This is a genomic window from Streptomyces aquilus, from assembly GCF_003955715.1.
Classification (GTDB): domain Bacteria; phylum Actinomycetota; class Actinomycetes; order Streptomycetales; family Streptomycetaceae; genus Streptomyces; species Streptomyces aquilus.
The window spans coordinates 5,549,767-5,568,769 of sequence record NZ_CP034463.1; the positions used below are offsets into that span (position 1 = coordinate 5,549,767).

15 protein-coding genes are annotated in these 19,003 nt (G+C 73.5%); 7 read left to right on the forward strand and 8 right to left on the reverse strand.

Translation table 11 applies throughout. The features are described 5' to 3' along the window. Positions 1 to 86: 86 nt before the first annotated feature. Positions 87 to 2,162, forward strand: coding sequence for a PhoX family protein (locus tag EJC51_RS25425; protein ID WP_208870741.1), 2,076 nt, complete (start codon positions 87 to 89; stop codon positions 2,160 to 2,162). Positions 2,163 to 2,195: 33 nt separating this feature from the next. Here the strand turns inward: EJC51_RS25425 and EJC51_RS25430 are convergent, their stop codons facing one another. Genes EJC51_RS25430 through EJC51_RS25440 form a run of 3 tightly spaced genes read right to left on the reverse strand, consistent with a single transcriptional unit; the run spans position 2,196 to position 5,909 of the window. Beyond that, positions 2,196 to 4,133 (reverse strand): FUSC family protein, encoded by a 1,938-nt coding sequence (locus EJC51_RS25430; RefSeq protein WP_126273198.1) that lies wholly within the window; start codon positions 4,131 to 4,133, stop codon positions 2,196 to 2,198. A 14-nt stretch (positions 4,134 to 4,147) separates the two neighbouring features. Further along, a complete protein-coding gene (locus tag EJC51_RS25435; protein WP_126277125.1) occupies positions 4,148 to 5,134 on the reverse strand; it encodes an endonuclease/exonuclease/phosphatase family protein in 987 nt (328 codons plus the stop codon). Positions 5,135 to 5,159: 25 nt separating this feature from the next. Then, on the reverse strand, positions 5,160 to 5,909 hold the full coding sequence (locus EJC51_RS25440; protein WP_126273199.1) for an alpha/beta fold hydrolase: 750 nt from the start codon (positions 5,907 to 5,909) through the stop codon (positions 5,160 to 5,162). Positions 5,910 to 5,998: 89 nt separating this feature from the next. Here EJC51_RS25440 and EJC51_RS25445 point away from each other — a divergent pair, with 89 nt between their 5' ends. Continuing rightward, positions 5,999 to 7,327, forward strand: a complete 1,329-nt coding sequence (locus tag EJC51_RS25445; protein WP_126273200.1) for an aminotransferase-like domain-containing protein — start codon at positions 5,999 to 6,001, stop codon at positions 7,325 to 7,327. On the opposite strand, the gene EJC51_RS25450 is transcribed toward EJC51_RS25445, so the two are convergent. Beyond that, positions 7,242 to 7,775 carry a hypothetical protein gene (locus tag EJC51_RS25450; protein ID WP_126273201.1) on the reverse strand — a complete coding sequence of 178 codons (534 nt, stop codon included), beginning with the start codon at positions 7,773 to 7,775 and terminating at the stop codon, positions 7,242 to 7,244. The genes EJC51_RS25445 and EJC51_RS25450 overlap by 86 nt on opposite strands. Positions 7,776 to 7,931: 156 nt before the next feature. On the opposite strand from EJC51_RS25450, the gene EJC51_RS25455 reads away from it, so the two are divergent. Then, complete coding sequence (locus EJC51_RS25455; RefSeq protein ID WP_126273202.1) at positions 7,932 to 8,465, forward strand: SH3 domain-containing protein; 534 nt, start codon at positions 7,932 to 7,934, stop codon at positions 8,463 to 8,465. A gap of 62 nt (positions 8,466 to 8,527) precedes the next feature. On the opposite strand, the gene EJC51_RS25460 is transcribed toward EJC51_RS25455, so the two are convergent. Next, entirely contained in the window at positions 8,528 to 8,971 is a 444-nt protein-coding gene (locus EJC51_RS25460) for a hypothetical protein (protein WP_126273203.1), read from the reverse strand. 104 nt (positions 8,972 to 9,075) lie between these two features. On the opposite strand from EJC51_RS25460, the gene EJC51_RS25465 reads away from it, so the two are divergent. Together EJC51_RS25465 and EJC51_RS25470 are read left to right on the forward strand one after the other, a co-directional pair. Further along, positions 9,076 to 10,311: a PP2C family protein-serine/threonine phosphatase gene (locus EJC51_RS25465; protein WP_425276804.1), complete on the forward strand. Its 1,236-nt coding sequence runs from the start codon at positions 9,076 to 9,078 to the stop codon at positions 10,309 to 10,311. 69 nt (positions 10,312 to 10,380) lie between these two features. Beyond that, positions 10,381 to 11,439 carry a hypothetical protein gene (locus EJC51_RS25470; protein WP_126273204.1) on the forward strand — a complete coding sequence of 353 codons (1,059 nt, stop codon included), beginning with the start codon at positions 10,381 to 10,383 and terminating at the stop codon, positions 11,437 to 11,439. Between the two features lie 25 nt (positions 11,440 to 11,464). Here EJC51_RS25470 and EJC51_RS25475 read toward each other — a convergent pair whose 3' ends face one another. Then, positions 11,465 to 12,703, reverse strand: a complete 1,239-nt coding sequence (locus tag EJC51_RS25475) for an amidohydrolase (RefSeq protein WP_126273205.1) — start codon at positions 12,701 to 12,703, stop codon at positions 11,465 to 11,467. 330 nt (positions 12,704 to 13,033) lie between these two features. On the opposite strand from EJC51_RS25475, the gene EJC51_RS25485 reads away from it, so the two are divergent. Further along, positions 13,034 to 13,582 carry a tellurite resistance TerB family protein gene (locus EJC51_RS25485; protein ID WP_126273206.1) on the forward strand — a complete coding sequence of 183 codons (549 nt, stop codon included), beginning with the start codon at positions 13,034 to 13,036 and terminating at the stop codon, positions 13,580 to 13,582. 92 nt (positions 13,583 to 13,674) lie between these two features. Here EJC51_RS25485 and EJC51_RS25490 read toward each other — a convergent pair whose 3' ends face one another. Further along, on the reverse strand, positions 13,675 to 14,454 hold the full coding sequence (locus EJC51_RS25490) for an NPP1 family protein (protein WP_126273207.1): 780 nt from the start codon (positions 14,452 to 14,454) through the stop codon (positions 13,675 to 13,677). A gap of 508 nt (positions 14,455 to 14,962) precedes the next feature. Here EJC51_RS25490 and EJC51_RS25495 point away from each other — a divergent pair. Continuing rightward, complete coding sequence (locus tag EJC51_RS25495) at positions 14,963 to 18,733, forward strand: WD40 repeat domain-containing protein (protein ID WP_126273208.1); 3,771 nt, start codon at positions 14,963 to 14,965, stop codon at positions 18,731 to 18,733. 7 nt (positions 18,734 to 18,740) lie between these two features. Here EJC51_RS25495 and EJC51_RS47825 read toward each other — a convergent pair whose 3' ends face one another. Then, complete coding sequence (locus tag EJC51_RS47825; protein WP_165951236.1) at positions 18,741 to 18,914, reverse strand: hypothetical protein; 174 nt, start codon at positions 18,912 to 18,914, stop codon at positions 18,741 to 18,743. Between the last annotated feature and the right edge of the window lie 89 nt (positions 18,915 to 19,003).

Here is a 19,003-nt window from a genome sequence, read left to right on the forward strand (position 1 = left end):
CCAGTCCCCGCTCCCGCACCGACCGGCCCCTAGCGTCCATGGCGCGGATTCAAGGGGAGTCCAAGGGGAAGCAAGGGGATGACAAAGTGCGCATACCGCTGCCGTTGATCAGTACGCCGTCGTCGGACGGACACCAGGGCGGGCGTTCCGCCATGACCTGCCTCTACCGGTGCGGCAACGCCTGTTTCCACGAGGTGCCGAACACCAGCGGCAACGAGTACGTCGGTGACGTCATCGCCGCTGCCCTCAGCCGCCGTTCCCTGATGCGGACCGCCGCCGTCGTCACCGTGGCCGCCGCGGCCGGCGCCACCGTCGTCGGCGCCCCGCAGGCCCACGCCGCGACCGGCACGGCGCCGGCCACCTCGTACCAGCCCGCGAAGAACGGCAAGGCCGCCCGCGGACTGCGGTACACCCCCGTCGCCCCCAACACCACCGACGCCGTGACCGTCCCCGACGGCTACGCGCAGAACGTCGTCATCCGCTGGGGCGAGCCCATCCTGCGCGGCGCGCCCGCCTTCGACCCGGAGAAGCAGACGGCCGCCGCGCAGGCCGGACAGTTCGGGTACAACAACGACTTCCTGGCCCTGCTCCCGCTCGGTCACGGCAGGCAGCTCCTCGTCGCCAACCACGAGTACACCGACGAAGTGCTCATGTTCCGTGGCTACGACGCCGCCAACCCCACCCGCGAGCAGGTCGAGATCGCCTGGGCCGCGCATGGTCTTTCGGCTGTCGTGGTGGAGGAGGACCGCAAGAGCGGGAAGCTCACCGCCGTGTCCCGCCACCCCCTCAACCGGCGCGTCACCGCCACGACCGAGTTCCGGCTCACCGGGCCCGCCGCCGGGTCGGACCTCCTCAAGACCTCCGCCGATCCGACCGGCACCAAGGTCCTCGGCACGCTCAACAACTGCTCCGGCGGCACCACCCCGTGGGGCACCACGCTGCACGGCGAGGAGAACTTCAACCAGTACTTCGCCAACAGCAGCCGCGCCACCGACAAGCGGTACGGCATCGGCACCGGCGCGAGCGAGCGCAAGTGGGAGCGGTTCGACCGGCGCTTCGACGTCGCCCAGGAGCCCAACGAGGTGCACCGCTTCGGGTATGTCGTGGAGTTCGACCCGTACGACCCGACGTCCACGCCCCGCAAGCACACCGCCCTCGGCCGCTTCAAGCACGAGGCCGCGACCGTCCGGCTGACCTCGGACGGGCGTCCGGTCGTCTACTCCGGTGACGACGAGCGCTTCGACTACTTCTACAAGTTCGTCGGCAGCAAGAGGATGAAGAAGGGGTCGAGCAGGGCCGTTCGCGAGCACAATCTGTCGCTTCTCGACGAGGGGACGCTCTACGTCGCCAAGCTCAGCGGTGACTCCCCCGCCATCGAGGTCGACGGCACCGGCAAGCTCCCGGCCGACGGCGAGTTCGACGGCAGTGGTCAGTGGATCCCGCTGGCCACCGCGACCAGCGAGGGTGCCGTCTCGCACGTCGACGGGATGACGGCCGAGGAGGTCTTCGTCTTCACGCGGCTGGCCGGGGACAAGGTCGGCGCCACCAAGATGGACCGGCCCGAGGACATCCAGCCCAACCCGGTCTCCGGCAAGGTCTACGTCGCCCTCACCAACAACACCAACCGCGGTGTCGGCGGCAACGCCCCCGCCGACGAGGCCAACCCGCGCAACGCCAACAAGCACGGGCACATCCTGGAGCTGACCGAGCGCTGGAACCGGCCGGAGAGCAAGAAGTTCGCCTGGTCCCTGTTCCTGGTCGCGGGCGACCCGACCGACCCGGCCACCTACTTCGCCGGGTTCCCGAAGGACAGGGTCAGCCCGATCTCCTGCCCGGACAACGTGGCCTTCGACCCGTACGGCAACCTCTGGATCTCCACCGACGGCAACCAGCTCGGCTCCCACGACGGCCTGTTCGGCGTCGCCACCAAGGGTGACCGGCGCGGTGAGCTGAAGCAGTTCCTCACCATGCCGACCGGTGCGGAGACCTGCGGACCGGTCATCCAGGACCGCCGCGTCCTGGTCGCCGTCCAGCACCCGGGCGAGATCACCGGCGCGACCGTGGAGAACCCGGCCAGCACCTGGCCCGACGGCCCGGGCAAGATCGTGCGCCCGGCGGTCGTGGCCGTGTGGCGCAAGGACGGCTCGGACATCGGCGTCTGAGCCGCTGCTCACTTCACCCCGGTGCCTCCCGTGTCACTGGGGTGAGGCGATCGCCCGGGCCGCCGCGACCTCCTGCCGCAGCGGCTCCAGGACGCTCCCCGCCGGTCCCGTGAGGTCGGTGCGGACCGCGTACAGGGTCTCCGCCTCGCGTACGCCGTCCGCCAACTCGCGCAGTTGCATGACCACTTGGGCGACCTCCGCCTCCGAGGGCAGCGGGGCGCCGTGCTTGGTGCGGACGCGGGCCGCCGTCGTCGCGTCGACGATCCGCTCCACCGCCACCACCAAGGGCCACCAGGCCGCCGCCCGGCGGCCGGTGGGCGGGGGCTCGGTGAGGGCGCGCTGGAACTCCGTGCGGATCACCGACAGGTCGCGGTAGAGGCGGCGGCGCATACGGGCGCGGGCCGGGGGGTCGGTGCGGTCGCGGCCGAACGCCGACTCCACGTACGCCGCCGTGTCGTCCACCGCCTTCGCCAGGCGGTCGCCGACGCGCGTGTGCCAGCTCTCCGGCCAGAGCAGATAGCCCGCGACCAGCGCGATGCCGCAGCCCATCAGGGAGTCCAGGAGGCGGGGCATGAGGAGGGCGGTGCCCTGGTGGTTGAGGATGTCCGACAGCAGCAGGATGACCGGGGTGATCGCCGCCGTCTGGTAGCCGTAGCCCCGCGGGGTCAGCGCCGGGATCAGGGGGGCCAGGACCAGCATCACCGGGACGTCCCACCAGCCGCGCGGCACCTCCGCCAGGACCGCAGCCGCGATCACCAGGCCCGCCACCGTGCCGAGCGCGCGGAGCAGGGCGCGGGAGAACACCGAGCCGAAGTCCGGCTTCAGAACGAAGGTGATGGTCAGGGCCACCCAGTAGGAGCGCGGGACCGGGAGGATCGAGACGAGGACCTGGGCCACTCCGATGCACAGGGCCAGCCGCAGGCCGTAGCGCCAGGAGGCCGCCGACAGCGCCACGTTGCGGGTCGCCCGCGCGGCGCGGATGCGCGGTGCGGCCGGGCGGCCCAGGCGGTCGTCGATGCCGCCGGGGTCGAGGTCCGGGGTGCGGACCACCTCCGCCGCGTGGCGCAGGGCGTGGTCCACCGCCCGGGTCGTCTCCGAGGTGGGGACGGGCAGGTTCAGGGCTATCGGGCCGGTGTAGCCCGTCTCCACCGCCTCCGCGAGGTGGCGCACCGCCTCGGTGACCTCCGGCGGCAGCGGCTCGCCGGTGAGGTGGGCCGCGGGAGCCGCCTCGACGACCGGGGTGATGGCGTTCAACTGGGCGAGGAGGCGGGTGAGGTCGGGGCTGCGGCCGTGGTGGCGGGTGCGGCGGGCCAGGATGAGGTCGTACGACTGGTTCAGGGACTGGGTGACCGTGTGGCGGGCCTGGTCGTAGGCCTCGTTGCCGCAGGCCGACATCAGGGTCGCGACCGTGCGGTACGCGTCCGCGACGGCCGACCTTTCGGGGACGCCGGAGCGCAACGGCCAGGCCAGCAGGGCCAGGACCAGCACCAGCAGCCCGCCGCCGCTCATCAGCAGCGGCGCCAGCCACCACTCGCCCGGCATCGGCAGCCCGGCTCCCACCACGGAGTTGAGGAGGAGCAGCAGTCCGGACACCGACGCCACCGCGCCGATCGTCGAGATCATGCCCGACACCAGGGCGACCGCCGTGACCACGGCCACCGCCAGCCAGCCGTGGCCGAACACCAGCGACCCGACCGTGACGCCCACCGCCCCGAACAGCTGCGGGATCGCGATGTTGAGGATGCGCATGCGGTACGCGTCCGCGGTGTCGCCGATGACGCCGGACAGGGCGCCCATCGAGGCCAGGGCGCCGTACTCCACCTTGCCGACGGCGAGACCGATCGCCAGCGGCAGGGTCATCGCGATCGCCGCGCGGGCCACGGCCGCCCAGTTGACCGGGGCGGGCTGGGATTGGAGGTTCCTGACCAGCCAGTCGGGAGGGGTGAGGCCGATGGGGAACTCTCGGGACATGCGCCTATTACACGTCATCCGCCCTGGTGCAGGTCCAGCTCGACCAGCAGCGCCCGGTGGTCCGTGTCGGCCACGTCCAGGAACCGGGCCCGCTCGCAGGAGAAGTCCGGCGACACGAGCACGTGGTCGATCTGGGCGCCGAGCGTGGGCGCGGTGCGGGCCGGCCAGCTCGGGGTGCGGTCGGAACCGGCCAGCCGGGCGGCGTCCCGCAGGCCGGCGTCCAGGAGGCGCCGGAAGGCCGCGTGGTCCTGGGAGGCGTTGAAGTCTCCGGCCACGAGCAGCGGTGCGCCCCGGTGCCGGGCCGCGAAGTCCCGGAGTGTGCCCAGTTCCCGCTTCCACACGCCCACCTGGCCGGGCAGGGGCGGCATGGGGTGCGCGAGCTGGAGGCGTACGGCCCGGCCGTCGACGTCCGCCACCGCGCCCGGCATCCCCATCGTGCCCGCGACGGGGTCGGCGGCCGTGAGGCGGTAACGGCTGAGGATCACCGAGCCCTCGGAGCCGGCGCCCGGCACGGTCCGCCGGTTCGGATAGGCGACGCCGAGGGTCCGCCTCAGCTCCGCCTCGCAGGTGTACTCGCACTCCTGGACGAACACGAGATCGGGCTTCTCCCGGCGCACCACGTCCACCAGCGCCCCCGTACCGTGCCCGAACTCGACGTTCGAGGTCAGGACGCGGAGCGAGGCGAGGACCTTGCCACCGGGCTCGCTGCTCTTCCCGTACGGCTCGATGAACCACGCCAGCAGGCCGAGCAGCGCCACGCCCCAGACCAGGCCCACCCACCACCGGGACAGCAGCGCGAGCAGCAGCCCCGCCCCCGTCGGCACCAGCAGCCAGGGCAGGAAGGCCAGCAGCTGGGGCACGGGCGTGATGCCGTCCGTGTCGGCCGTACGGCAGCCGACGACGACGCTCACGACGGCGAACAGCAGCCCCCCGAGCCAGACCCCGGCCCGTCTGCCTCCTCGCTTTCCCGGCACAGCGCGTACATCCGTGTCCCCCGTGATGGACTGGTGCGTCACGGGACCGACCCTACGAGTGGCCGTCCACCCGTGTCAGGAACGCCGCCAGCGCCGCGTTGAACTCCTGCGGTCGCTCCAGGTTCGGCATGTGGGCGGCCCCGGGGACCACCAGCAGCTCCGCGTCGGGGAGCGCCGCGTGCATCGCCTCCGCGTCGGAGACCGGGGTGTACTCGTCGTCCGTGCCGACCACCACCAGCGCGGGGACCCGCACCCGGGTCAGCAGGTCGCGGTAGTCGGGCCGCAGCGCGCGGGCGCGCAGGGCCGCCGCGGCACCCTCGGGGGAGGTCGCCGTCATCATGCCGTGCACGTGCGCCTTGACCCGGGCGTCGGCGTACGGCGCGACCATCTTCTCCAGCACCTCGTCGGCGTACCCGCGCATGCCCTCGCGCAGCAGCCGGTCCGCCGTCGCGTTGCGGGCCCGGGCGCCCTCGGGGGTGTCCGGGGCCGGGAAGGTGTCGGCGAGGACGAGGCCGCGGACCCGGTCGGGGTACTGGCGGTGGAAGTCCATGACGATCTGCCCGCCCATCGACAGGCCCGCAAGGACGGCGGCCCCCATCCCCAGGTCGTCCAGCAGCGCCGCGATGTCCCGGGCGAAGTCGGCGAACTCCGTGACGCCGGGGAGCACCGGGGAGGCACCGTAGCCGCGCAGGTCGGGGGCGATCACCCGGCGCCCGCCGGCGAACGCCTCGATCTGCGGGGTCCACATCGTGTGGTCGAAGGGGTGGCCGTGGATCAGCACCAGGGGCGCGGGATCGGTCATGATCACGACCCTAGGCCGCCCGCACTCCTCGGTGCAATAAGATCTTTGCCCTCGGTGCAATCGCAAGACGCAAGTGGGGGACGGGGACTGTGGACGACTATCGGGCCATCGCCGACCGGCTGGCCGACGACATCACGGCCGGGCGCCTCAAACCCGGCCAACGGCTCATGCCACAACGCCAGTTCGCACGAAGGCGCGGGATCGCCGGGTCGACGGCGGGACGGGTGTACGCCGAACTCGTACGGCGGGGGCTGGTCGTGGGCGAGGTCGGCCGCGGCACCTTCGTACGCGCCGCCGCACACGACGCCACCGGCCGGGCCCTCATCGAGCAGGCGAGCGCCGCGCCGGTGAACATGGAGCTCAACTACCCGGCCGTGGCAGGCCAGTCCGAGCTCCTCGCCCCGCTCCTGACGCCCCTGCTGCGCCCCGACGTCCTCACCGAGGCACTCCTCCCGGCCGCCGCCACCGGCACGGCGCCCGCGCGACAGGCCGCGGCGGCCCTGCTAGCGACCCCGGGCTGGCGTCCCGAACCCGGCAGGGTCCTGTTCGCCGGCAACGCCCGTCAGGCCATCGCCGCCACCCTCGCCTCCCTCGTGCGCCCGGGCGGCCGGGTCGGCGTCGAGCCGCTGACGTACCCGCTGGTCAAGGAGATCGCCGCCCGTCTCGGTCTCGTCCTCGTGCCGCTGGCCGCCGACGAGGACGGGCCGTTGCCCGAGTCGGTCCTCGCCGCCCATCGCACGGCCCCGCTGTCCGCGCTCTACCTCCAGCCGACGCTCCACAACCCGACGTCCCGGACCATGAGCGACGAGCGTCGGCGTCAACTCGCTCAGGTGGTAGGCGACTTGGACGTGGCCGTCGTGGAGGACCGCATCTGGTCCTTCCTGCACCCCGACGCCCCCGCCCCCTTCGCCGCCCACGCTCCGGCCCTCACCCACGTCGTCGACAGCCTCTCCAAGCGGGTCGCGCCGGGGCTGACGGCCGGCTTCGCCGTCGTACCGGAGCACCGGGCCGACGCGGTCGCCGCCGCGATCCGGTCCGGGGGGTGGAGCGCGGGGCGGTTCGCGCTGGAGGCGGCGGTGCGGGTCATCGGGGACGGGGTGGTGGAGCGGCTCGTCGAGGCCAAGCGGGCGGACGCCGCGCTGCGCCAGCGGCTCGTCGCCGAGGAGCTCGACGGGTTCGCCGTACGGGCTCATCCGCAGGTGTACTACGCCTGGTGGGAGCTGCCCGCGCCGTGGCGGGCCGACACCTTCACGGCCGCCGCCGCGGCCCACGGGATCGCGGTCACGCCGGGCCCCGCCTTCGCCGTCGACCCCAGCCGCACGCCGGACGCGGTCAGGCTCGGGCTCGCGTCGGCCGCGGTGCCGGATCTGCGACGGGCACTGCGGACCCTTGCCGGCGTCGCGCGTACCGGGCCGTGAGCCAGGTCGCGCAGGCCACGGTGAGGCCGAGGGCGACCAGCAGCCAGGAGACCGTGCGCAAGGTGCCGGTGAGGGCGTCGTAGATGACACCGGCGGCGCTGCGGTGGTCGGCGTCGGGCAGGTCGGCGAGGGTCATCCGGCGGCCGACGGCGACCGCGAGGCCCAGCAGTCCGCCGCCGAGCGCCGTGCCCAGCGAGGTGGCCGTCACCGCGCGGCGGCGGCAGGCGGCGACCGCGATCCCGGCGGCGGCCAGCACCAGGGCGCTGACGGGCAGCCAGAAACCGGCGAGGTCGAACGGCACATAGGCGTCCGTGAGTTGGCGTCTGACCTGGGCGAGCTCGACGGTCGTCCAGTACGCCGCCCAGGACGCCAGCACACTGAACGGCACGAGCAGACAGGCCAGGCCGATGAGGGTGGCCGAGAGGGCGTTGCGAAGGCGTGGGCGCACCCTTCCAGGCAAGGCGGTGACGGGCGGGGGCGCGAGCGGGGGCACTGCATTCGGGTGTACGGCCCCGCACCCCAGTAGCCGCAAGGCCTCCCGCTCTCCGGTGGAGGGTTCACCCGAACGGGTGTTTCCTGGTTCTGGGGAGAAGGAGGCCGATCCATGCGCACCACTCCGGCCCTGCGGACCCTGGCCGCGGCCCTGCTCACCGGCGGCACCCTCGTCGCCGCGGCAGCGGGCACCACGGCCGCGGCCGCCACCCCGCCGACCTACGCCGACGGACACGGTGGCGGCGGCGGATCCGGCGGTTCCGGCGGTCCGATCTGGGGCACCATCGTCTCCGGCGTCGACCTCAACGTGAGGGCCGCGCCCACCACACACTCGCCCGTCGTCGACCAGCTCTCGCCGTGGAGCCAGGATCGCGTGGACTGCAAGGTCCTGGGGCAGAGCGTCAACGGCAACCCCTACTGGTACTGGCTCGTCGGCGCCCAGGGCTGGGCGAGCGCCGCGTTCGTCGACACCGGCGGGCGCGGGGTGCCGACCTGCTCCGATCCGTGTCCCGAGTGGAAGGACGGCTCCTGGAGCAACTGGGACGACCCGTACATGAACGACTCCTGGAGCGTGTCGAGTTCCGGTACGTGGAGCTTCTCCGGTACGTGGAGCTTCAGCGTGACCGGTTCCTCGGCCGGCTGGTGAGAGAGGGAGACAGAAGGGCCCGGCAGCTGCTGCCGGGCCCTTCTGCCGACCACGTCCACGGGTCAGCGGATGCGGTTGCCCTCGCCGTCCTCGCGCGTGTAGTAGCGGTAGAAGAACACGCCGAAGATGCCCGCCGCGACCGCCACCCCGAGCGCCGCGGACCTGAGCACGCTCTCGCCGGTCTGGCTGTAGAGGAAGCCGATCGCCGCGCCCGCGAACGCGGACTTCACCAGCGAGTGCAGTTCGCGCTTGAGCATCGGCGCGAACGTCGCCACCGCGAGGCACAGCACGATGAACGCCAGCGCGGTCACGAAGCCGAACAGGATGTTCCAGCCGGTGATCTCGCCGCCGCCGCGCCGGTTGGCGGCGGCCCAGTAGCCGTAGACCAGCCCCAGCACGACGGGAATCCCGTACCGGGCCGCCGTGTGGACCTGCGGGCTGAAGACGTCGGGCGACCGTCCGGCCATTCCGGACCTGGCGCCGGACGCGGGTGCCGCATGAGCCATGAGAGGACTCCTCTCTCCTCGCCCCCGCCTACCAGAGCACACCTGGGAGAGGGGCCTGGCAAGTCGGAGTGCGGCCCCGCTCTCCCCGTGTTTCGCTGAACCGCATGAAGCACGGGCTGAGGCCGATGGGCGGTCGGCGACGCGGCCCGCTCGACCGGCTGTCCCGGCCCGCCCGGCCCGCCCGGGAGTACGACGTCCTGCGCCGCCACCAGATGCTGCGCGTCCGGGGGCGCAGTGTCGCCTGGGTGCCGCCGCTGGTGATGCTCGTCGCGATCGCGGTGATCGACTTCAACACGGCCGGCGAGTTCCGGATGATCTCCTGGGTGGTCCTCGTGCCCGGGATCGCCGCCGCGATCTGCGGGGTGTGGGGCACCGCGGCCTTCGCCGTGCTGGCGCTCGTGACCTACTTCGTCGCGGACACGTCCTATCCCAGCCGGTACGCGAGCGCCCTGCCCGACTTCATCCTGGTCGCCCTCGGCGGCATCCTCGCCGTCCTCGCCTGCGCGGTCCGGGTCCGCGGCGAGCGGCACATGCTGCACATGCGGGACGTCGCCGAGACCACCCGCCGCACGGTGCTGCGCCCGCTGCCGCCGGACTGGGGCGGCCTCGACCACGCCGCCGTCCATCTCGCCTCCGACGTCGAGGCCCGGGTCGGCGGCGACTTCTACGACGTCCAGCAGGGCCTGCACGGCACCCGCGTCCTCGTCGGCGACGTGCAGGGCAAGGGCCTCGACGCGGTGGAGGCGGCGGCCGCGCTGCTGGGCACGTTCCGTGAGGCGGCGTACCACGAGGAACTCGGCACCGTGGCCGAGCGCCTGGAGCTGCGCATGCTGCGCCACAGCCGGCACCTCGCCGCCCTCGGCCGCGACGACGGCGACCGATTCGCCACCGCCGTCCTGATCGGCTTCCCCGACGCCGACGACGAGCAGGACGTGGTGGACGTCGTCGTCTTCGGCCACGACCCGCCCCTGGTCGTCGGACCCGGCGGCGTACGGCACCTCCCGGCCGGTGACGGGCTCCCGCTCGGCCTCGGTGAACTCTCCGACGACGGGCCGCCACCCGTGCGCCGCGTCCCCCTCGCCCTCACCGAGACCCTGCTGATCACCACGGACGGGGTCACCGAGGCCCGCGACGCCGAGGGGAGGTTCTACCCGCTCGCCGACGAGGTCGCCGCGGCCGTCGCCGCCGACCCGCTCACCGCCGAACCCCGCCGCCTGGTCGCCCACGTGCGCGACGGCACGCTCCGGCACAGCGGCGGCCGGCTCGCCGACGACACCACGGTGTTCGCGGTCCGGCGTTCACTCCCCGGAACCGGCCGAAAGGGACGTTCGCCGTCCTGAGGTCCACCTTTGCAGCCGCAGCGGTTACGGTGCTGGCGTACGTGATCGACGGGGGATGGGGAGGGACCGATGCCCGGAACCGTGCTGCTGCTGGCCGCCGCACCGGCGGGCAGGGGATGTCTGGTCGACGCCGCGTCCGTCCTGCCCGTCCTCGCGGCCGTGCCGCCCGCCGTGCTGTCCGGAGCGGACACCGCCAACGTGGTGGAGCTGGCGGACCCGTTGGAGCCGCAGGCCGTGCTGACCCGGCTGCGCGCCGCCGCGGCCGCCCCCGGACCGCTCACCGTCTTCGTCACCGGCCAGCTCCAACTCGACCGCCGCCAACGCCTGCCGCACCTCGCGCTGGCCCGCACGACCCCGGCCACGGTCCGCTACACCGGGTTCCCCTGGCACTGGTTCAAGGACGAACTGCGGCTGCGCCCGGCGGGCGCGACGGCCTTCGTCCTCGACCTGCACGCCGACACCGAGACCTGGGAGTGGCTGCGCGCCAACCCCCTGGACACCGGCCGCAACAACGCGGTGTACGGGCGGATCGCGGCGCCGCCGTCCCGGCGCAGCCTCGGTACGCCCGCGTACATGAAGACGGTCGCGACGATCCTGCGCAGCGGACACCGGCCGCCTCTCGACCAGTTGCACCAGCAGGCGCTCGGCCGCCTCCCGCAGGAGAGCGTCGGCTACGTGCTGAGCGCGCAGGGCCCCGAGGCCGGCGATCCGCACGCCCTGATCTCGGCCGCCGTCGCCGCCCGGCGCCACGGTGACGCGGACGCGCTCGCCGCGCACCACGAGCTGAACGCCGTACGGGCGCACGGCCCCGCCTCCGAGGAGGCGCTGCACTGGAGTGAGGTCCGGGCCGATCTCGCGATGTTCGCCGGGGACCCGGTGCGCAGCTGCCGGGCCTGGCTGGCGGTGGCGACCACGCGCCTGACGGCCGGGCAGGCCCCGGACGCGCCCGCCGTGGAGGCCGCCGTCGACCGCGCCCACCACCAGTGGGGCCGCATCGACGACCCGGCGCGGGCCCGCGAACTGGGGCCCGCGCTGGCGGAGTTGAGGGCCCGGGTGCCAGGGCGCCGGGAGGGCGCACTGGACCATGTGCACAAGCACCTCAGTCAGTTGCAGACGCTCGGCTCGTGAAGCTGAAGCACGGGGCGTGCGCGGGTCAGCACAGGTGGGTCAGGGCGGCCGCCACCAGGGCGCGGACCCCCGGTCCCACCGCCGACAGGTCCGGTGCGAAGTGTGGGCTGTGGTTGCTGGGGATCGCGTCGAGCTTCGCGAACAGGTCGTCGCCGCCCGGCGCCGCGTCCCAGGTCGCGGCCGGGGTCGTGGTCACGAACCAGTAGGCGTACGGCTGCCCGTCCGCGGCCAGCAGGGAGAAGTCCTCGCTGCCCATCGCCGGGCCGGGGTCGAAGACCGTGCCGTCGCCGAAGACCTCGCGGTGCACGGCGGCCACCCGCCGGTCGGCCTCGGCGTCGTTGACGGTCGCCGGGAAGGACGCGCCGACGGTCACCTCGGGCTCGCGCGGGCAGCCCGCGGCATGGCACTCGCCCTCGGCGATCCGGCGGATCGCGGCGACCATCCGGTCCCGGACGGCCTCGGACTGGGTGCGCAGGTTGAGGGAGATCCGCGCGGTGGACGGGATGATGTTCGGCGCGGTGCCCGCCTCGATACGGCCGACGGTCAGGACGGCCGACTCGCGCGGCGCGATCTCACGGCTGACGACGCTCTGGAGCCGGGTGACGAGATACGCGGCCGTGAGCACCGGGTCCACGGTGGTCTCCGGCCGCGACCCGTGCCCGCCGCGCCCGTGCACGATGATCTCGACGTCGGTGGTGGCGGACAGGATGAGCCCGGGCACGTGCGGATAGAGGCCGACGGGACCCGGGGCCGCGTGCTGGCCGAGCAGTACATCGGGGCGGGGCACGCGCGCGTACAGCCCGTCCGCGACCATCGCCGCCGCCCCGCTGCCGGTCTCCTCGGCGGGCTGCCCGACGACGACCAGGGTCCCGTTCCAGGCGTCCCGCCCGGCGGCCAGCGCCCGGGCCGCGCCCGCCAGCCAGGTCACGTGCAGATCGTGCCCGCACGCGTGCATCACGCCGGGCGTCCGGGAGGCGTACGGCAGCCCGGTCTCCTCCGTCACCGGCAGCGCGTCCATGTCGGCCCGCAGGAGCACGACGGGCCCGTCCCCGTTGCGCAGGACGCCCGCGACACCGGTGCCGCCGATGCCCTCGACGGTGTCGCACCCGACCGCCTTCAGCCGCCCGGCGAGCAGCCCGGCCGTCCGGTGCTCCTGCCTGGACAGCTCGGGGTGGCGATGCAGATCCCGGTAGAACTCCTCCAGATCGGGGAGCCCGAGCTCAGCGGTCAGATCCAGCGCGGTACGGGCGGCGGCGGAGGTCATGCGGGGCAGCGTATGCCGAGGGGAGGTCCCGAGGGTCCGTCCTGGGACCGTATACCGAGCCATTGCTCGGCCTCCCAGGCCGTGAACCGCTCCACCTCGACAAACCCCAGCCTCGCCGCGAGCCGCATGGAGCGGCCGTTGGCGACCTGGGTGCAGCACCACCGGCTCCCGCTCGTCCGGCCGCCGTGGCTTGAGTGATCGACGCCCGAGGTGCCCGAGCGGTGGCCCCGGGCACGCTGTTCCCCTTCCGGCTTGATGGAACCTTTACCGGAGCGCGGGCGTTGTGGGGATGAGATCAGTCAGACGAGTACGAGCACCGAGGTGACGTCAATGGCACTGTTCGACCGGCTCAAGGACCAGGCCAAGGGTTTGCAGCAGCAGGTGCAGGGCGGTGGACACGGCAGCGGTTCGCGTGGCGGCTCGCACGGCGGCGGCGGTTCGCGCTCCCAGCTCGTCGGTCTGTTCAAGACGCAGCTCGGCTCCATCAAGACCGAGCTGAAGAGCGGCGCCTACCGGGACGCGAGCATGGCGATGTGTGCGCTGGTCGCGGCGGCGGACGGCCAGGTGGACGCGTCCGAGATGCAGCAGATGGAGTCGATGATCCTCACCAACGAGGTGCTCCAGAACTTCCCGCCGGAGCAGCTGCGCACGCGTTTCCACAAGCATGTGGAGCAGCTCACCCGCAACTTCGCGCAGGGCAAGGCCGAGGCGCTCCAGGACATCGCCAAGGCCGCGAAGAAGCCGACGGAGGCCCGCGCGGTCGTCCAGACCGGCATCGTCATCGCGGGCGCCGACGGCCACTTCTCGCAGGCCGAGCAGATGGTCCTGCGCGAGGCCTGCGCGGCGCTGAACCTGAACCCGGCGGAGTTCCAGCTCTGAAGCTCTGAAGCTCTCAAGTTATGAAGCCCTGACGCCGGAGCGGCCGACGACGACGCGAAGTGGAGAGCGGGCGTCGCCGGCCGCGGTCCGGGTCAGAAGGCCGGGACCTCCGAGGGCCGGGCCTTGTTGATGTTGCTGACGAGGTTGTTGGTCAGCGGGAAGTTGGCCCTGCCCCAGGTGGAGTTCCACAGGGCGTCGCGCGGCGCCTTGTCCATCTGCTCCATGGTGACCAGGGCCGGGGTGTCCCAGTGGTTGCCCGGGCCCCAGGCCTCCGTGTCCTCGCCCCACTTGGCGAAGCGGAAGGCGTGGGTGCTCGCGCCGTCCTTGTGGTAGACGATCTTGACGCGGTTGCCGTCCATCGGCACCTCGTTGATCGGGTGGGTGCTGTAGCCGCCGTGCCGGGAGGCGGCCAGGTACCGGGGGCGTTCCTCGCCCTGCTTCTGGAAGACCACGACGGACTCCCAGTCGTGGCGGTGCCCGAAGGCGTCGGCGCCGTTGAGCGTCTGGTCCTTCTCGAAGTACAGAGCGTAGACGTAGGCGCACCAGCCGTTCTCGCACCGGGACTGCGCGTAGGTGTTGGCCCTGCCGAGGTGGTCGGTCCGGCAGCCGCCGGTGATCGAGCCGCTGGGGTTGAGGCCGCCGTTGAGGTGCCCGCCCGCGTCCACCGCGGCCGCGGGGAAGCAGCCGTCGGTGTCGTAGTCGAACAGCGGCATGTACTTGTTCTGGAAGGTGCTCGCGTTCCACGGCAGCGGGTTCAGGATCCCGGCGCTCGCGCTTCCCGTCAGACCGACGGTCAGGGCGGCGGCGCTGCCCAGGACGAGGGCGGCTCGGGCGAGGCGGGACCGTCGGCGGGGCGTGGCTGTCTGCGGCATGGTGGGTGCTCCAGTGGTTCGTTCTGCCGGGATTCCGGCGGGACGAGATCGAGACTGGAGGGCGGGGAGTTGATCGGCTACATGCTCTGAACAGCTCGATCAATTCGCTTTGGCGTTTCTTCGCCGGCGAGTTCGTCCACAGCTGTGGACAACGGGGCCCGTGCATACGAAAGAAGCCGCCGGCGGACGGGGGGCGTCCACCGGCGGCGGGCCGGCGCTCGGTCAGGATGCTGACGAGGTTGCCGGCGGGGGTGCCCCTCGGGGGGATGAGCGGCACGGGTCCAGACTGGCAGCCGGAGGGTTGATCGGCAGCCCGTCCGATCAGGGCAATCAATCCCCGTCCGATCAGGGGGACCAATCCCCGCACCGCTGCCCTGGACCAGGCCGATGTCCGGCGTCACCTGCCCCTTCGCCTGCACTTAATCCGTCGGCAACTACGGCGTCACCGAGCGACTTGTACGTTCGTCGCGCTCGATGTCCCTTTCGCGAGCTGTACGGAGGTCAGCGCATGGGGCGCCCGGAAAGATCCCTGGACCCGACGGCCGGTCCCGTCGCGCGGCTCGCGCACGAGCTGCGCGAGCTGCGCAAGGCCGCGGGGAGCCCCTCGTACCGGACGATGACCGAGACGGCGGGCTTCTCCGCGACAACGCTGTCACAGGCCGCGGCCGGCGAACGGCTGCCGTCCCTCGCCGTCGTCCGGGGCTATGTGCGGGCCTGCGGCGGCGACCCGGACGCCTGGGAGCCGCGGTGGAAGGACGCCGAGGCGGAGGCGGCGGGGGAGGTCCGCGACGACGACGCGGACGTGGTGCCGTACCGGGGTCTCGCCCGGTTCGAGCCGGCCGACCAGGGGCTGTTCTTCGGGCGGGCCCGGCTGACGGAGGACCTGCTCCAGCTGGTGTGCGGGCACCGCTTCGCCGCGGTGTTCGGCGCCTCCGGCAGCGGGAAGTCCTCGCTGCTGCGGGCCGGGCTCATCCCCCGGCTCCAGAAGGAGATCGCCGGCCGGGGGCGTCCGGCGGTGCTGCGCGTGCTCACGCCCGGCGACCGGCCCGCCACCACCTACGGTCATCTGCTGACCCCGGCCGCGGACGAGCCGGAGAGCTGGGTGGTGGTGGACCAGTTCGAGGAGGTCTTCACCCTGTGCCGGGACCGGGCCGAGCGGGCCCGGTTCATCGACCTGCTGCTCGCCGCCCGGGACCCGGACAGCCGGCTGCGCGTGCTCATCGCCGTACGGGCCGACTTCTACGCCCGCTGCGGCGAGCACCGCGGCCTGGCGGACACGCTGTGCGGTGCCGGACTGCTGGTCGGACCGATGACCGCGCAGGAGCTGCGGGAGGCGGTCGTCAAGCCCGCGCAGGAAGTCGGGCTCCTGGTGGAGCGGGAGCTGACCGCGCGGATCGTGGAGGAGGTCCTCGACGAGCCCGGCGGGCTGCCGATGCTCTCGCACGCCCTGCTGGAGACCTGGCGGCGGCGCAAGGGCCGGGTGCTCACCCTGACCGCGTACCAGGCGGCCGGCGGGGTGCGCGGCGCCATCGCGGCGAGCGCCGAGGAGGCGTACGGGCAGCTGACCGAGGAACAGGCGGACGCCGCGCGGCGGCTGCTGCTGCGGATGGTCGAGCCCGGCCAGGGCACCCCCGACACCCGGCGCCCGCTGACCCGGGCGGAGCGCCAGGAGTGGGCGTGCCCCCATGTGCCCGTGGTGGTGGAGCGGCTGGCCCGCGCCCGGCTGCTGACGGTCGACGAGGACACCGTGCAGCTCGCCCACGAGGCGCTGATCACCAGCTGGCCGCGGCTGCGCGGCTGGATCGAGGAGAACCGGGAGCGGCTGCGGCACCACCGGCGGCTGACCGAGGCCGCCCGCGTCTGGCTGGAACACGACCGTGACTCCGGCGCCCTGTACCGGGGCACCCGCCTGGACCGGGTGGCGGAGCTGTTCCCCGACCACGAGCACGACGCCTTCCTGACCGCGCCGGAGCGCGAGTTCCTCACCGCCGCGCTGGCCGCCCGCGAGGCGGAACGCCGGGCGGCCGCCCGCGCCACACGCCGGTCGCGGGCCGCGCTGGGCGTCCTGTCGGCCGTCCTCGCGGTGGCGCTGATCGCCGGTCTCTCCGCGTGGACGCAGGGCCGGGACAACGAGCGCCATCGCATCGACGACGTGGCCCGCCGTATCTCCGCCGTCGCGGAAGGGCTGAGCACCACCGACCCGCACACCGCCCGGTTGCTGGCCGTCGCCGCCTGGCGGGTGTCCCGGCTGCCGGAGACCCGGCAGGCGTTGCTGGGCGCGCTCGACCAGCCGGAAGTGGACGCGTTCAGCGACCGGGCACCGGGCGACGGCCCCTTCCGCCGGCTGACCGACTCCGGTCGGACCCTGCTCAGCGTCGAGGGGCGCACCTGGCGGACCTGGGACGTGGCACGGCACCGGCGGATCGCCGAGGGGCGGCTGCCGCAGGCCGGCCTCGCGGTCGAGGCGAGCCCGGACGGGCGGCTGCTGGCCGTCCTCGGACGGGGCCCGGGCGACGGGGTGCGGCTGTGGGACACGGCCGGCGGACGCTGGACCGGGGACCGGCTGCCGGCGGCGTCCGTCGTGGACTTCGGCGCGCGCACGTACACCGTGCGCGGTCTGGACGACTCCCGGGCGGCGGTGCACTCGGCCGCGGACGGGAAGCTGCTGTTCGAGGCGGCGGACACCGTGACGCCGAGCGAGGACGGCCGGCTGATCGCGGTCTGCGCCCTCGGGAAGGGCGGCGCGCCGCAGGTGCGGGACCTCACGGACCGGCGCACGGTGCACGGGCCCTGGGAACGCGAGGGCGACATCTGCGGCCAGGAGCGCGGGCAGCTGGTGCTCGGCGGTGGGGGACGGCGGCTCGCCGCGGTGCTCCCGAGCGGCGTGCGGGTCTGGGACGTCCGGTCGGGGAAACGGCTGCCCGACCTCGCCCGCACCGGAGTCAGGTACGCCGCCTTCAGCGAGGACGGGACGTTCCTGGCGCTCGCCGACGGGGAGGAGATCACGCTGTGGCGGCTGGGGTACGGCTCCCCGGTGTTCCGGTACTCCCTCAACAACCAGCACCTCGGCGGTCTGGCCTGGGACCCCGCCCGCCCGGTACTGCGCTATCTGGAGGCCGGCACGGTCCACACCCTGGACGTGGCGACGGCCGTGACGCCCGCCTGGCGGGACCGGCCGGTGGACCAGGCGCTGATCAGCCCGGACGGCCGGACGCTCGCCACCGCGCGACGCACCGGTGACACCTACCGCTTCGAGCTGCGCGCCACGGCCGACGGACGACTGCTCGCCACCCTGCCGCCCACGCCGCCCGGCGTCTCGCGCGACCCCTCCCGCCCGGTACGTCCGGAGTACACCCTCCCGCTGCTGGCCTTCACCCCCGACGGCAAGGCGCTCGCGTATGCCGTCGCGGCGCCCGGTTACGAGGCCTCCCCGCAGCGCCTCACCGTCTGGGACGTCACCCGGGGCCGGGTCCGCACGACGCTGGACCTGGCGGAGCAGACGTCGGCCGGGGCGGTGATCGCCCTCGCCCCCGGCCCGGACGCCCGCACGCTCCACCTCACCCGCACCACGGCCATCGGCGAGCTGACCAACGAGACCTGGGACCTCGCCCGGCACCGCCGGACCGCCGTCCTCACCGGCCTGTCCAGCAGCCACCTGGCCGTCCGCCCCGACGGCCGCCTCCTGGCCGGCGACAACCGGACGGCGAGCCTGCCGGGCGGCAGGACCATCGGACGCGACCTGGTCCAGGGCGACGAGATCGGTGCCCTCGCGTTCTCCCCGGACGGCTCGCGGTTCGCGGCGGGGGACCAGACGGGCCGGGTGGCGCTGTGGGACGCGGCGGTCCGGCAGCGGGAGGGCATCCTGCCGAACGTCTTCCCCGAGCTCTCCGGGGGCGAGACCGGCTGGCCGGACGGCGGCCCCGACCCGATCAGCGACGACACCTCGGAGGCCGTCAGCGCCCTCGCCGTCAGCCCCGACGGCCGCACGCTCGCGGTGGGCGGCGAGGCGGGCAGCCTCCAGCTGTGGGACATCGCCACCCAGCGGCCGCTCGGCGGTCTTCTGTCCACCCCCGGCGACCCGATCGACACGGTCGCGTTCGGCCCGGACAGCGGCACGGTGTACGCGGGCAGCGCGCACGTGCCGCTCCAGCGCTATGTCATCGACCCGGCCCGGGCGGTCGCAACGGTGTGCGCGCGGGCCGGAGCGCGCGAGCTGACGCGGGCGCAGTGGCGGACGTACCTGCGTGACGTGCCGTACCGCGAGGTGTGTGGCGACTGATGCGAGCTCAGCTGCGCTGGACGTCCTCGACCTGTTGCACCTGCCCGGCCTGCCGGTTCGGTCCGATCTCCGCCGCTCGCGAGGGCCCCGCGTTCGCCGCCAGGACCAGGGCCGCCACGGCGACCACGGCGGCTATGACGCCCCTTGCGTAACGCTCGGTGGTGCTGGTGCGTTCGAGCACGACGACCTCGCAGTGACGACGGTGACGAATGCGGTGACGGCGTTTCCCCGCCTATTTACGTACTGCCTATTAAGCAGGCTTAACACGCC